This window comes from Pantoea sp. Mb-10 (assembly GCF_021272205.1).
GTDB lineage: Bacteria > Pseudomonadota > Gammaproteobacteria > Enterobacterales > Enterobacteriaceae > Pantoea.
This window is the reverse complement of sequence record NZ_JAJSDX010000002.1, coordinates 34,985-49,884: the sequence shown is the minus strand read 5'-3', so window position 1 is coordinate 49,884 and position 14,900 is coordinate 34,985. Positions and strand designations below refer to the sequence as shown.

Sequence of the window (14,900 nt, the reverse complement as noted above, 5' to 3'; positions counted from 1 at the left end):
ATCAGTGTCAGTTCTGAATGATCTCAACCGTATGGTTTTGTCCATCATCCTTCAGCGGTATTCTGTCATCAGGGAGGAGAACGCCATCCAGCGTCACGCAATATTCTGCATCGCCGCGTGAAACACTAATCTGATAATGGCTTTCACCATATTGATATGCCATAGAAAAAGACGACCACTCATCCGGTAACCTGGCATGAACACTAAAGTCAGTGCCGGAACGTTTTATCCCCAGTAATTCCTCGGTAAGTAAACGCCAGGCCCAGCCTGCGGAACCGGTATACCAGCTCCACCCTGCACGTCCGGTATGGGGAGCGACGCTGTAGACATCAGCACTCATGACATAAGGCTCAGCTTTATAAATCCCGACAGAGTCCGCATTCAGGGTATGATTTATAGGACTGAGCATTGACCAGAGTTGCCAGGCTCGTTCGGCATTCCCCATTCGGGCAAAGGCCATCACTGCCCAGATGGCGCCATGCGTATACTGCCCTCCGTTTTCCCGCACGCCGGGCAGGTACCCCTGTATGTAGCCCGGATTTGGACCGTGTCCGTCGAAAGGAGGCGTTAACAGTTTGATCAGCCCTCCTTCGTTATCCACAAGGTGCTTATCCAGCGCCTGCATGGCCTTTGCGCACCGTCCCGGGCTCGCGGCGCCGGACAATACAGACCAGCTCTGCGCAATCGCATCAATCCGGCAGTCCTGTGAGGTTTTCGATCCCAGGGGAGTACCATCGTCAAAATACCCGCGCCGGTACCATTCCCCATCCCAGGCGTGGGCTTCGAGATTACTTTGCAGGCGCAGAGCCTGTGAACGGCACATCGCGGCGACGCTTTCATCCAGCCTGCGCTCCGCCAGCGCTGCAAACCGCTGCAAAATGTCGTACAGGAAGAAGCCCAGCCAGACGCTTTCACCTTTGCCTTCGATACCCACCCGGTTCATCCCGTCATTCCAGTCACCAGCCCCCATCAGCGGCAGGCCATGCTCCCCGAAGCGAAGTCCATAGTGAATAGCTTTGACGCAGTGTAACCAGAGTGTCTCTTCGGTGCCGCTGATGACCGGCGTGTCATAGACAGACTCTTCACCAGGCTGAAGCGAGCGTCCCTCCAGATAAGGAATACATATTTCCAGTGCATCCATATCCCCCGTCGTTTCAACATAGTGGCAAACAGCAAGCGGCAGCCAAAGATAGTCATCGGAACAGCGGGTACGCACACCGTTGCCGTGTGGCGGGTGCCACCAGTGCTGCACATCCCCCTCGATAAACTGCCGTGATGCACAGAGTATTATCTGTTCACGCATCCGGTCCGGAGCAGCGTGGCTCAGAGCCAGCGTATCCTGCAGCTGATCGCGAAAACCAAATGCACCGCCAGACTGATAGTAGCCACTCCGGGCCATAAGACGGCAGGCGACCGTCTGATACAACAGCCAGCCATTAACCAGTAAATTTACGGACGTGTCGGGGGTGTTAACTACGATTTTATCGAGAACATTGTGCCAGTGATTATGAATCCGGTTCAGCTCCTGGCGGACCGTATCCTCGTTCATGTAGCGGGCCAGCGTCTCCTGAGCACAAACATCATTCTCCTCTGCGCCGAGGATAAAAATAAACGTCCTCTGGTCCCCGTCAATTAATGTAACCGCCGATTGCACCGCTCCGCAGGGATCCAGACCGGCCCCCGTCTTACCAGAAAGCTTTTGCAGTTTCATAGCCGAAGGGGCGTGAAGGGAACCATTACGGCCAATAAACTCCCGGCGGTCCCCTGTCAGAGAACAGTCATTACCGCTGACGGCAAAAAATGCAGTTCGGCCGCCACCATTATCACCATAAAAGTTATTCGCAAGTATCCCGCAGCCGCCGGGCGTTCTGGCCACATGTGTCACAATGTGAGGGGCTGAGCGCGTTCGTGTTTCTCCGAGCGTCCACTCTACATAGCCTGTGACGGAAAGTTGACGTGTCCGTCCCGAAGAGTTACTGAGCGTCAGGAGCACCAGTTTAACCGGATCTTCTTCAGCAACCAGGACCGTCAACTCGCTGTCTATACCACTCTCACGATGGGCAAAAACGCTGTAGCCAAAACCATGGCGGGTCAGGTAATCACCGTGTCCGCGAACAGGTAAAGCCGTCGGCGACCAGCACTCCCCGCTCTCTTCATCGCGCAGGTAAAATGCCTCGCCGCTGCGATCGCTCACCGGATCGTTCTCCCACGGCGTCAACCGGTATTCATGGGCATTCTCATACCAGGTATAGGCCTGCCCTGCCTCTGAGATCACACTGCCAAAACGAGAATTTGCCAGTATGTTCGACCAGGGAGCCGGTGTAAGCGCATTTTCCCGAAGGACGATCTGATACTCCCGCCCATCCTGAGAAAATCCACCGTACCCATTGAAATGGCATAACTGACTGGTATCAGGGCTCCAGTCCGTATGTTGATTACGCTCGCGCACAGCACGCGGAATGAATGCCCTTGCCGGCGATTTCAGGGTATGAATACGCTGGTTAAGCTGCTCATTAATCCCCCCTGCGCGGTCATCAAGATAAAGACAGGCCACGCTCATCAAAAGCAACTTATCCTCAGCGGAGAGATGCTCACCGTTGCGGACAAAAAGCCCGCCCTTTTTATCCAGCAGACTGGCTTCAGACCCGGCATAAATTAACTCCATAATCTGATTTTGTAATCCCTGCTGGTAGCCGCCGGGGCTGTTATTCAGGATAACTAAATCAACATCCAGCCCTTTCTGTCTCCAGTAACGGTGTGCCTGAATCAGTGTGGTCACTGAGGTGATACTTTCCTCGCTGGTTATACTCAGCAGCACTATCGGCAGATCCCCTGAAATTGCCCAGCCCCACAGTCCGGACTGGCCACGCCGGTTGCGGCCGATCGCCTGGCCTTCGGCGCGCAGCTCCTGGACAGGGTAAAGCACAGCGCTGGCGAGACTATTGAACAACGTGGCATCATCTTCACTGGCGTTCATCTGGCGCAATACCACCAGACTGTGAGACCAGGCCAGTTCAAAGACGCGATCGGCGATAGGGTAATCGCGATATTTCTCCAGCAACGCCAAGCTCTGCTGACGGGTCTCGCTGATGCCATAAATGATATCAATCGTAACCGGCTGCCCCGGCTGCAGAATAATGGCGTTGCGAATTGCCAGTATCGGATCCAGCACCGAGCCCGACGTGTTGCCTAGCATCCCTCCCGTCTCTATTGCCTGTGCATTCGCAGGGTTTCTGCCACGTCCAATAAACCTTGCCCTGTCCGTTTCAAACGACACGTTATGTCGGTTATCGCCGTGCACCACCATCATGTGAAACAGGCAAGGGCCCGGTTCATCCGGTGAGCGCGGCCGCCGGTGGCAAAGAATAGCGTCACGCTCAGGAGCCAGCTCAGTCTGAATAAACAAATTGCTGAATGCCGGGTGTGCCAGATCGCTGGCATCAGGTGCCAGTACCACTTCAGCATAGGTTGTCAGCTCCAGAGAGCGAGGCTTGCGACCACGATGAATCAGTGTGAGCCGTCGCAATTCAACATCATCCTCCGGAGAGATCACCACCTGAGTTTTGACGCTGAGTCCCCCTAAGCTGCGTCTGAATTCTGCCCCCGCATCGGTGAACAACACTTCCTCGTCTTGTCCGCTGGTGTAGCCTGTTGGTTGCCAGGTATTGCTCCACACATCTCCCGTCTGGGTATCGCGGATGTAGCAGAATGCTCCCCAGTTATCACGGGTGGTATCACTGCGCCAGCGCGTTAGTGCAATATCATTCCAGCGACTGTAACCGCCGCCGCCCGCGGTCAACATCAGATGATAATGGCCGTTGGACAGGAGTTGAATATCCGGGGCGGGGGTATCCACGCTATAGAAAATACGGGGTTCATAGCGAACGGGTTTGACCATGCCCTCATGAGATTCAAAATGACGGCGCGGACTGTACAGATCGACCGCATCCGGCACGCGCTCCTGTAACAGCAGACTCGCTGACCGGAATACCGTACTGGACATAAAGCGTTCAGTCATGGGGGCATCAAGCAGCACATGAGCCAGCGCCTGAAATGCCATACCCTGGTGATGCGCCATCCAGGACTGTACCACCGCATAGAGCTGACCGGTTGCAAGACGTGAGGGGGTATAGTCCAGCGCTTCATAAAAACCGTATTCTCCGCATGCACCATTTTTTTGCAGCCTGAACAGGTTCTCACAAGCTTTCTGCGGTGAAACCATCAGCCCCAGCAGCGTGGCGTAAGGAGCGACAACCATGTCATCGGCAAGTCCCCTGCGTAGACCGAGCCCCGGTACGCCAAATGCCTGATACTGATAATTATGCTGAACATCAAAAGCATGATAGCCAGATTCTGAAACACCCCATGGTACCCCGCGTTCTTTCCCCCAGTGAATCTGGCGCATAACCGCCGACTGACTCATTTCATCGAGCAGGCTGCCGGGCCAGGTGGGCATCACCAGATTCGGCATCAGATATTCAAACATGGATCCGCTCCATGACATCAGGGCAGTTTCATTATCAATCGTGGTAAACAATCGACCCAGCGCGTACCAGCTTTTAAGAGGCAGCTGATTAGTCGCAATGGCAAGAAAACTGGTCAGGCGGATTTCAGACGGCAGGAGATCGTAGTGGCTCTTGTCAGGCATATTGGTGTCACAGTTATAACCGACGCTGAGCAGACTGGTTGCTTCACTGTACAGAAAGGCGAAATCCATCCGGGCATGCTCATCCAGCCGCTGTTCCAGCTCGGTGATAATATTGAGTCGCATTCGGGCCTGCTCCGCCACTGACGCCGGAGGCGTTCCTGTACCGGTTAATGTCGGACGGGCAAGCTCGCTCAGCGTCGGCAGCGTCTGTTCATTCCAGGATGCAGGCAACCAGCCAAGCAACAGAGACCACTCATGGCAAAGCTGAACCAGTTGATGCTCCAGATGTCCAGCCCAGCGCATCTGAAGAGGAGATCCCTGATGACATGCGCTGGTCAGATGGTTGCACTGGGTGCGCATGCTTTTCAGTTCGCTGAAAAGCGCCTGCGGAGAGAGCGACACCGCGTTCAGGCAATGCTTGTGCAGCAGTCTCAGGCTGTCAGGTGGGTTCTTACCCCACTGTTTTTCCAGAATATCCAGCGTATCGTTCAGTCCTGCCAGTATCTGTTGGTTGCTTAAAACAGGCTGATGACGCATGGCGGACAGGCCTGCACGCAGGGTCAATAAATGCCCGGCCATATTGCCGCTGTCGACGCTGGAGATATAGCGTGGACTGAGGGGGACCAGCGTACGGGTGTCATACCAGTTGTAGAGATGGCCCCGGTAGTGCTCCATTTTATCCATCGTGTCGAGCGTGAGCGACACGCGCCGGAGCACCTCTCCGCCAGGCAGGTAGCCAAAGTCCCATGCCGTCAGGTTAGCCATAAGTGAAAGACCAATATTGGTAGGAGAAGTTCGGTGTGCCACCGTCGGTTGTGGTATTTCCTGATAATTATCAGGCGGAAGCCAGTTCTCTTTTGCTGTGGCAAATGTTTCAAAAAAAGCCCAGATTTCACGGCTTGTCTGGCGTAACAGCTGTTTTTGTTCCTGATTAGGCGAAAAAACCTTTCGCACGGGCTGGCGACTCAGCCAGCTCATCAGCAGCGGTGCCACACACCATACCAAACCGATCGGTAACGCAATCCCCAGCAGCTGTGGGGCAAATTGTCCGGTCAGTATTGTCAGCGCCACGCCACCGGCAGCGTTCAGCCACATCGCCTGATAAAAACGTGCAACAGTGGGTCTGGCCTGACTGCTGTCCTGGCTGTGGCTGACCCACTGGCTGAGGTGACGCCTGCTTATCCCCAGTCGCCATAGCGTCACGGCGATCGCTTTCAGCGAATATCCGGCTTCGTGCGGCAGTATCGCAAAATTAAGGCTGATACCTGACAGACGCTTTAGCGCGCCCGCCCCCACCAGTAACAGATGCGACTTCACGCGGCGACGCAGAGGTTTATGCAGAAGGTCGTGGCTAATGCAGAGGATGGCTGGCAACAACCATATCAGCAACAGTATGCCCAGCCAGTAAACCGGATTGGGTACCCAAAGCAGAGTGAAGAACAGCAATATCAGTAAGGAGGGGGCGACCAGACTGCGACGTAGATTATCGAGTAATTTCCAGTAAGAAAGCGCGGTCAGCGGATTCCTGACCCGGGTTCCATCGGCTTTTCTGACGCGTGGTTTTAGCCAGTTAAGCAGTTGCCAGTCACCCCGGATCCAGCGTGAACGTCGTGCAACATCCGACAGATAATTATTAGGGTACTGTTCGTACAGTAACACCTCGCTCAGCAGACCCGAACGTGCATAGCATCCTTCAAGCAGATCGTGGCTGAGTACCAGATTTTCCGGGCAGATGTTCGTAGTGGCCTGCATAAAAATATCAACATCGTAAATCCCTTTGCCCACAAACGAGCCTTCCCCAAAGAGATCCTGATAAATATCCGAAGACATCATCGAATAAGGGTTATTGCCCGGTACGCTGCTGCGCAGGGCTGCGTAACGCCCCTGACCGTTGCGTGGTATCTCCTCCGCAAGACCGGGCTGTAAAATACCGAATCCTTTGACAACCCTCTGGCGTACCGGATCATACTCAGGCGTATTCAGCGGATGCGCCATCGTCGCGACGAGTTTGTGTGCCGTATCGCGCGGGAGCACCGTATCGCTGTCCAGGGTAATGACGTATTTTATGTGACCCGGTAAAAGGTGGGCAGGCATCTCTGCAACGCTGACGAATTGCGTTCCGGGATGGCGCAACCAGCTGTTCAGTAACGCCAGTTTTCCCCGCTTGCGTTCATAGCCCATCCACGCGCCTTCCGAGGGGTTCCATTCAGGCTGGCGATGTAACAGATAAAAACGTGGTCGGCCGGAGGGGTAGCGGCGATTAAGCGCCTGCGTATCGGCGATAGCCTGTCTGAGCAGTGCGTGACTTTCCGGCGAGGGTTCATTTTCAGAATCAGCAAAATCAGTGAGCAGCGCGAACCTGAGATTTTCGTTTTCATTCCCCAACCAGCAGACTTCAAGACTGGTGAGGAGCTGGCTGAAACTTTCGTGGCTGGTCAACATGCAGGGAATGACTAACATGGTGGCACTGTCAGCGGGAATACCGGCTGAAAAATCCATCCCCGGCAAGGGTCGAGGAACGCGAAAACGGGTGGTTGCATCACTGAGCAAATCGCTCATTAACTGAGTTAATGCGATAATCAGAGGTAATATCACCGCGATCAATAGCCAGTCTGCGCCCTGCATGGCGGTTTCGTGCAATATTGCTGCGGTCGCTGCGGTTGTCAGCAACGCCAGGCTTCCAAGCCATGACAGCAGGGTTATTCTGTTGAAACTGTGCCGCAAGCGTATGAGCCTTGAGGCGTCTGCCAGGAGATGAATATCCAGCGCCTGTCGACCTTCGCCCGCAAGATAATAACCAACATGATGTTCCGGTGTATCAGGCGCTTTTTCCTCTGAAAACGCCAGCGCCTTCTCAGCAACCTCAGGCTCGCTGAGACCGCTGTCTCTGGCCAGAACCTCAACTACGTGCCGGTAATGATCCCGGGTATTGAAATGCATCCGGGGATAGATGCCGGCAGGATCATTGCGTAATGCCTGTTCGACAACGCTTATCGTTTCGGCGAAATCAGCCCAGTCCGTTTCACTCAATAAACGCAGGCCCGCGATGCTGTTACTGACGGACAGCTGGCTGGCGGCAAGCTGCTGATTGAAACTATGTATGAGAACGTCAGTGGTGATCCCCTGTTCCCGAAGGCACTGATCAACCCAGGTCAGAGGTAACGACAGCGCGTTGCCATGCCCCTGCAGGCGCCGCACCAGCTCTGCGACAAACGCACTGGTTAACGGAGGTCGGGAGCGCGCCATATCGGCAACCACCATGATTAAATCACCAGGCGCACTCTCTGCACATTCGACAATCCTTGTTATCCACGTATCAGCAAGGTTTCTGTTCTGCTGCGCTTTTATCACTTCCATACTGATACGACGAAGATTTTCAATCAGCGCAAGGCGCAGCATTCCCGGTAACGCCCAGACTTCACCCAGCGTCAGCGGCGTCACCTGTTGATAGGCAGTGAGATAGCTGGTCAGGCTGGCGGCATCCCAGCGGCCATCGCCGTGAGCAATGGCCTCTGATGCAATATGATAAATTCGTGGGCAATTCAACGGCGATACCAGCGACGGAAGACCTTTGCCAAAGCTTTTCGGCAGATGCTGGCGGACAGTGCGGATTTGTTCCTCAATCAGATAATAATTGTCCAGCAGCCATTCACCGGCGGGCATGATACTGGTCTTTTTACCCGCGTTAAGCTCATAGCAGTTTTGGGTAATGACGGCCTCATTGTCGCCAAGCCGTTTCAGAAGATAATAAGGATGCCTATCCGGTGATACTTTATGAGTCCGCGCCAGCTTCTGGCCGTAGCGTTCCATCTGGACGGTCGAAAAGAGTTCTGACCGCGGCGAGCTTTCACCGGCAGGATCGTTCGCCGAAAACGTTATGTTTTCGGCAGCATTCATCAGAATACGGGAGCGGTTAAACCACGCTCTGGGGATCATTTTCATAGCATTGCTCTGATGCGACGTTAGCGCGCAGGAGCAGTTGCGAAATCAGTTCAGAAACGTTCTCTCAGGATGGGCGTCAGGCATCAGGGATTTAACAGCTGCCGGAATCTAACATAAGTATAGGACATGAGCTCTGTTCTGCGATTTTGGTCGAACTAGCCTCGGGAGATAAACAGAGCCTTACATCCGGGGCAAAGCATGGTTTGGTTGAGCCGGATTTTTGACAACGGTTGTACTGATTTTAAGCCACAAACAGGACAGGCAGCAGTGGCAGTAGACGCACTGCTGAAGAATTTCATTGCGTAATTGATAACAGACATAACCATTAACCTTTCAATGAATGAGCTTCACCGTACCACATGTGGTTAAGTTTTAATCTATCTATTTTGACATACTGAAAATCAGGAAAGATAAATGTTCGCAGCCACAGGCCCCCTGAGACCGTTTATCCGGCAAGACTCTATGCGGCTTCCAGGGATGAGTAATTCTGATTAGCGAGAGTTAACGGCTGAAATGTGAAGCAGAACGTCTTTTCGTCCATCAGATGGGATGATGAGGCCTTTACCACTAAGAATATCAAAGCTTTTGACAATTCCTGTCATTTTATGGGACAAGTCAATTCCTTATTGAAAACACTTAAAGACTATACATTGAAAATGGCATTCAGCCACTTTTATTTTCCCTACAGGACCTCTGGACGGCTAAAAGATAATTTGCTTATATCGATTCCCTGTGTCTTAATGAATCCCATCAGTTCGATGTACTAATGAAAGTTAGAAATTTTCCGGGCAGTTCTCATTACCAGGCGCTATCGTTGACATCCCCTCTTTTGAGTCCATACGTTTAATCTTATACGTTTACTATCAATACAATCATGTATAACGGAGTCAGTATGACCTCGAGAATTATGGGCCTGATTAAATGGTTTAACGAAGACAAAGGTTTTGGCTTCATCTCTCCTCTTGATGGCAGCAAAGATATCTTTGTCCATTTATCTGCACTTAATGGCGACAACTTTAAAACTTTATTTGAAGGTCAGAAAGTTGAATTCGCCATTCACCGCGGAGACAAGGGTCCTGCTGCTGCAAATGTAACACTTTGCGATAAATAAATCATTGTGGGTCTGCGATAACGATGAAGGATTATTCCTGAGTAGACAGATCCATAACTTAAATCAGATGAAAGTCGTTTATTCTTAATATCTGATCAGCATATTTTTCAAAATTATGAGTATGCTAAGCGATGTGATGAAGTGCAGTACTACTGCATAAAAAGTCTAAAAGCACAAGCTAACCACATGTTAAATAAGAAGTGCGTAATGGCTTTGACCTTAATGGCATCTGCCAGTTAATATCCACGAGAGAACAGGGTAATAGAATATGATTAAAGTCCTTGTTTTCTTTAATGCTGAATCCTGTAAAGTCATGACCGTTCTGGAAGGTATATCCTCTATCAGGCAGGAATATCCAAACGGTGAAGAAACACATCTTCGGATTATGTCTGCAGGTTTTCCTTCCTTAACTGGCGATCATGGTATTGTTTACGTGGCTACTGACAGGGAGTTAACGTCACAGGAGATACTTGATGCGGCCAGGAAATATTTATAGAATTTTTGTCATGCTCTCTGCTCCACGTTTAATTGCATGCTTACCCTATTTATCAGAATCGAACAAAAAATGAGTTAAAAGCATTTATGGCCTGCTAACAGCAGGCTTTTTTTTACATTACACTTTTTTAGAAACGTCTCTATAAAGAGAGAGTAATTCGCTACCCTCTGACAAAATGCAGGTGTCTCCCCCCTGCGTGCCATCTTGCCATTTGTGAAAACCTTGCTAAGTGGCGGCGCTGTCTCTCCTCATTTTAAATCTTATCAGGTGTGACTAAAGCAATAAGTTATGAGGGTATAAAAAGGCTCTCCGGATGACTCCTGGCATCATAGTTTTAAGTACCTTCAAAAATGCATGGACATTTCGTAGGAGTTGTAATTTAGTTCTTGCACATTCTTCTTAATTTTGTCTTGAGATAAGAGATTTATATAAGTAGTCTAAACCTCGTTAATAACAATATGTACCAATCGGATTAAAATGCTCAGTAAGAAAAATCGGGTTGATGAGCAAGCGTCGACATTGGTATTTGCTGAATAACGAAAAAACTTTAAAAGGTCTCTTTATGTCAGATGCTCTTACACAGTTAAACAATATCCGTACCTTACGTTCTCAGACTCGTGAAATGTCATTAGATGTACTGGAAGATGTTCTGGAAAAATTTAAAATTATTCTTATAGAACGACGAGAAGAAGAGACATTACGTCTTGCAAATGAAAGTCAGCGCCGCGATAAACTGGAAACACTTCGTCAGATGATGCTTGATGAGGGTATCGACCCCTCCGAACTTTTAGCTGCTATTGGCTCTCCGGGTAAGGCTAAAAGGACGCGCTCCCCCCGCCCCGCGAAGTATCGATATACTGACGAAACTGGAGAGTCAAAAACATGGTCAGGTCAGGGGCGAATGCCGAAGCGGATCTCAAATCTGATTGCTGAAGGTGGAGAATTAAAAGATTTCGAAATCAGCTAAAAAAGAGCCGGGCATACCCGGCTCTTTTTACGGATAGCCCACAACCATCCTTAGAGGATCGTCGAGAAGCATCTGGTTCGTAACCGGCTTCAACAAGGTGTTTCATGAAGAGATTATGTTGCGCTATAAACTGGGTAAAGAAGGTATTAATGGTGACATTACGCAGTTGTAATGCAGCCAACACCACAGTTTTTCCTCTCATAGCATAATGCGGACGGGGTTAGTAGGCTGGAGGTCTTTAGTGAACGGCAAGCGGACGCCCTCGTAGATTAAACAGGCGTCCGATATCTTGAAGTGGACAGATTACCTAACCCGCTTTCCCGTTTCGTCAATGACCTTCTCGCCATCCTCTTTGGTAAACGCTCCTTTCTGACCTTCCGGAAGAATATCCAGCACTATTTCCGAAGGGCGGCAAAGACGAGTACCGAGCGGCGTAACGACTACCGGCCGATTAATCAGGATTGGATCTTGAAGCATGAAATCAATCAACTGCTCATCACTAAATTTCTCTTCATCAAGACCCAGGCGTTCATAAGGTTCAGCGTTTTTACGCAGCAAGGCGCGCACTGTAATCCCCATATCTGAAATAAGTTTAATAAGCTCATCACGGGTCGGGGGAGTATCGAGATAATAAATTATTGTCGGTTCGTTGCCGCTGTTGCGGATCATCTCCAGCGTGTTACGTGACGTGCCACAGGCCGGGTTGTGATAGATGGTAATATTGCTCATATCAATATCTCGCTACAAGGTGACAGAGAGCCGCCACGCCAGCACAGCCAGAGTGACGAAAAGCACGGGCAGGGTGATGATTATGCCGGTGCGGAAGTAATATCCCCAGGTGATGGTCATGTTTTTCTGTGCCAGCACATGTAGCCACAGCAGGGTTGCCAGACTGCCAATCGGAGTGATTTTCGGGCCTAAATCGCAGCCAATCACGTTGGCATAAATCATTGCCTCTTTGACGACACCAGTCGCCGTACTTCCGTCAATCGACAGCGCGCCAATCAGCACCGTCGGCATATTATTCATTACCGACGACAGGAACGCGGTCAGGAAGCCAGTGCCGACCGTTGCTGCCCATAACCCCTTTTCTGCCAGCAGGTTTAGCACGCCTGACAAATACTGCGTGAGCCCTGCATTGCGCAGACCATAGACCACCAGGTACATGCCCAGTGAAAAAATAACTATCTGCCATGGCGCACCGCGCAGGACTTTTCCGGTGTTGATGGCGTGACCTCTTTTCGCCACTATAAACAGTACTGCTGCGCCAGTAGCGGCTATCGCACTGACCGGGATCCCCAGAGGCTCCAGAATAAAGAAGCCGACAAGCAGCAATAACAGGACAATCCAGCCCGCCCTGAACGTTGCTGGATCCTTTATCACACTGGCAGGCGTCTTCAGCAGCGAAACGTCATACGTGGCCGGAATGTCCCTGCGGAAGAAGAGATGCAGCATGACCAGCGTGGCCGCAATCGCTGCCACATCTACGGGGATCATAACGGAGGCATACTGCGTAAACCCCAGACTGAAAAAGTCCGCCGAGACGATATTCACCAGGTTAGAAACAATGAGAGGCAGGCTGGCCGTATCTGCAATAAATCCTGCGGCCATGACAAAGGCCAGTGTCGTGCCCTGACTGAATCCCAGTGCGAGCAGCATCGCAATTACGATCGGCGTCAGGATCAGTGCGGCTCCGTCATTGGCAAACAGTGTAGCAACAGCAGCCCCAAGCAAGACTATCCAGCTAAACAAAAGGCGGCCACGTCCGTTACCCCAGCGGGAGACGTGCAGTGCGGCCCATTCAAAGAAGCCCGACTCATCGAGCAGCAGGCTGATGATGATGACCGCAATAAAAGCCGCTGTCGCGTTCCAGACGATATTCCAAACGACGGGAATATCAGCGATATGGATGACACCGGTTACCAGCGCCAGCACAGCCCCGATACTCGCGCTCCAGCCAATACTCAGGCCTCTGGGTTGCCAAATCACCAGTACCAGCGTCAGTAAAAAAATACTCCCCGCCAAAAGCATCTCAGACTCCATTACATATGATTATTCGAATGTGTTTTTCTTTCTTAGCAGGAGGTGCAGGCTGATTTATCCAGCCATCCACGCACATCCTCCCGCATACACTGCCAGGACGTCGTGATTGTTTCAGCGGCCCATGCTGGTATGTGGGGTGACAGACGATAGTGGATCCATTTGCCTTCACGACGGTCCAGAACCAGCCCGGCCTCGCGAAGGATAGCCATATGTCGCGAGATTTTGGGCTGAGATTCGGAAATGGCCGCGCAGATATCGCAGACACACAGTTCTCCTGACTCCCGGAGAAGCATGACGATGGCGAGCCGAGTTTCATCCGACAGGATTTTGAAAAGCTGAACAGGTTGTAGCATTTTTCACTCCGTTCCCTTTAGAATATACATATGATAAATCATATATGTTAACTTTGAAATCACCTGCTCTCTCCGGAGAAGAATAATGGAACAATTTCCTGCCCTGAATACTGAATGCTTTGATCAACACATCGCTGAACGCCTGCACCTGGAGGAGCCGCCACGGATTCTTATCCTGTATGGCTCAGTAAGAGAGCGCTCCTACAGCCGCTTTGCCGCGGAGGAAGCCGGTCGTCTTCTGACTGCAATGGGCGCGGAGGTGGAATTCTTTAACCCCTCTGGTTTACCCCTGCCTGATGATGCGCCAGACACGCACCCTAAGGTCACCGAACTACGCGGCCTGGTCAGATGGTGTGACGGGATGGTGTGGAGTTCCCCTGAGCGGCATGGGACGATGAGCGCGGTGATGAAGGCGCAAATAGACTGGATACCCTTAAGTGAAGGCGCGGTTCGTCCTTCGCAGGGCAAGACACTTGCAGTGATGCAGGTCTGCGGTGGTTCGCAGTCCTTTAATGCGGTGAACCAAATGCGCATTCTGGGCCGATGGATGCGGATGTTCACTATCCCCAACCAGTCCTCCATTGCTAAGGCATGGCAAGAGTTCGACGAAAACGGCCGAATGAAACCTTCGTCATGGTATGACCGTATCGTCGATGTAGCCGAGGAGCTGTTTAAAATCACGGTGCTGCTTAAGGGACAAACTGGTTATCTTGCAGATCGTTACAGCGAGAGAAAAGAGAGCTATCAGGAGCTTTCATCCCGTGTCAATCAGGACAAAATTTAACGTATATTTTTCGTGAATCCATACTGCATGAGATTAATAACATCCACTATGGCACAAAGGAGATATCCCATCCTGTGTCAGAATATGAAAAACTACCTTGAGGTGAACTAGTCACTCTGGTTATGACGTGGCGCTTGCGCGTCATGATGCAAAACTAATTTTGATGTTTAATGAAATCCTGGTTGCACCCAAGCTAAGCGCTTCATGCTAAATTTTAGGCGAAGGAATAACAGAAGTCCTGTCCATTGCGTGTTATAACCGAGGTTGAAAACCGGCACACTGGCGGTTGAGAGGCATCGCATGAAATTACAAATCACAAGAGCAATTGGCCTCAGTAAGCTCTCTCCACGTTGGGTTAAGGTTATCTGCTTACGGTTAATTAAAAATGATATTGAACGCTCTCTCAACGCTCTTCTGGTCAAAATTGATGAATCTGAACTCTCTACGGAGCAACTTAAAGCGTTTAAGGAATGCGTTGAAAGAATTAACCTGGCACGGGGTAAGGGGATGCAGGCGTGAGCATTTTTAATTAAGCATTTTTCGATGCTGCATTGGT

At 51.0% G+C, this 14,900-nt stretch carries 10 protein-coding genes and 1 pseudogene; 5 read left to right on the top strand and 6 right to left on the bottom strand.

Annotated elements, in window-relative coordinates:
* Positions 1–7: 7 nt before the first annotated feature.
* The 3 genes and pseudogenes from LU196_RS03540 to cspF form a co-directional block, all read right to left on the bottom strand.
* Positions 8–8,590, bottom strand: coding sequence for a GH36-type glycosyl hydrolase domain-containing protein (locus LU196_RS03540; RefSeq protein WP_232760923.1), 8,583 nt, complete (start codon positions 8,588–8,590; stop codon positions 8–10).
* A gap of 155 nt (positions 8,591–8,745) precedes the next feature.
* Positions 8,746–8,910 carry a YnfU family zinc-binding protein gene (locus tag LU196_RS03535; protein ID WP_255697897.1) on the bottom strand — a complete coding sequence of 55 codons (165 nt, stop codon included), beginning with the start codon at positions 8,908–8,910 and terminating at the stop codon, positions 8,746–8,748.
* A gap of 81 nt (positions 8,911–8,991) precedes the next feature.
* Positions 8,992–9,204, bottom strand: a pseudogene (gene cspF / locus LU196_RS03530) (cold shock-like protein CspF).
* 278 nt (positions 9,205–9,482) lie between these two features.
* On the opposite strand from cspF, the gene LU196_RS03525 reads away from it, so the two are divergent.
* The 3 genes from LU196_RS03525 to LU196_RS03515 all read left to right on the top strand — a co-directional run bounded on the left by LU196_RS03525 (position 9,483) and on the right by LU196_RS03515 (position 11,164).
* The gene (locus LU196_RS03525; protein ID WP_142471944.1) at positions 9,483–9,701 is read left to right on the top strand and encodes a cold shock domain-containing protein; all 219 of its coding nucleotides are present in this window, start codon (positions 9,483–9,485) and stop codon (positions 9,699–9,701) included.
* Positions 9,702–9,969: 268 nt separating this feature from the next.
* Positions 9,970–10,197 carry a hypothetical protein gene (locus tag LU196_RS03520; RefSeq protein WP_010434226.1) on the top strand — a complete coding sequence of 76 codons (228 nt, stop codon included), beginning with the start codon at positions 9,970–9,972 and terminating at the stop codon, positions 10,195–10,197.
* A gap of 562 nt (positions 10,198–10,759) precedes the next feature.
* Positions 10,760–11,164: an H-NS family nucleoid-associated regulatory protein gene (locus LU196_RS03515; RefSeq protein WP_024274587.1), complete on the top strand. Its 405-nt coding sequence runs from the start codon at positions 10,760–10,762 to the stop codon at positions 11,162–11,164.
* Between the two features lie 303 nt (positions 11,165–11,467).
* On the opposite strand, the gene arsC is transcribed toward LU196_RS03515, so the two are convergent.
* From arsC to LU196_RS03500, 3 genes are read right to left on the bottom strand one after another with little or no spacing between them, the layout of a single operon-like run.
* Complete coding sequence (arsC, locus tag LU196_RS03510; protein WP_024274588.1) at positions 11,468–11,893, bottom strand: glutaredoxin-dependent arsenate reductase; 426 nt, start codon at positions 11,891–11,893, stop codon at positions 11,468–11,470.
* Positions 11,894–11,905: 12 nt separating this feature from the next.
* Positions 11,906–13,195, bottom strand: a complete 1,290-nt coding sequence (locus LU196_RS03505) for an arsenic transporter (RefSeq protein WP_232760969.1) — start codon at positions 13,193–13,195, stop codon at positions 11,906–11,908.
* 44 nt (positions 13,196–13,239) lie between these two features.
* A complete protein-coding gene (locus LU196_RS03500) occupies positions 13,240–13,560 on the bottom strand; it encodes a transcriptional regulator (protein ID WP_232760925.1) in 321 nt (106 codons plus the stop codon).
* 85 nt (positions 13,561–13,645) lie between these two features.
* On the opposite strand from LU196_RS03500, the gene arsH reads away from it, so the two are divergent.
* Both arsH and LU196_RS03490 read left to right on the top strand, forming a co-directional pair.
* Positions 13,646–14,344, top strand: coding sequence for an arsenical resistance protein ArsH (arsH, locus tag LU196_RS03495; protein WP_232760927.1), 699 nt, complete (start codon positions 13,646–13,648; stop codon positions 14,342–14,344).
* 300 nt (positions 14,345–14,644) lie between these two features.
* The gene (locus tag LU196_RS03490) at positions 14,645–14,863 is read left to right on the top strand and encodes a hypothetical protein (RefSeq protein WP_010434242.1); all 219 of its coding nucleotides are present in this window, start codon (positions 14,645–14,647) and stop codon (positions 14,861–14,863) included.
* The last annotated feature ends 37 nt before the right edge of the window (positions 14,864–14,900 follow it).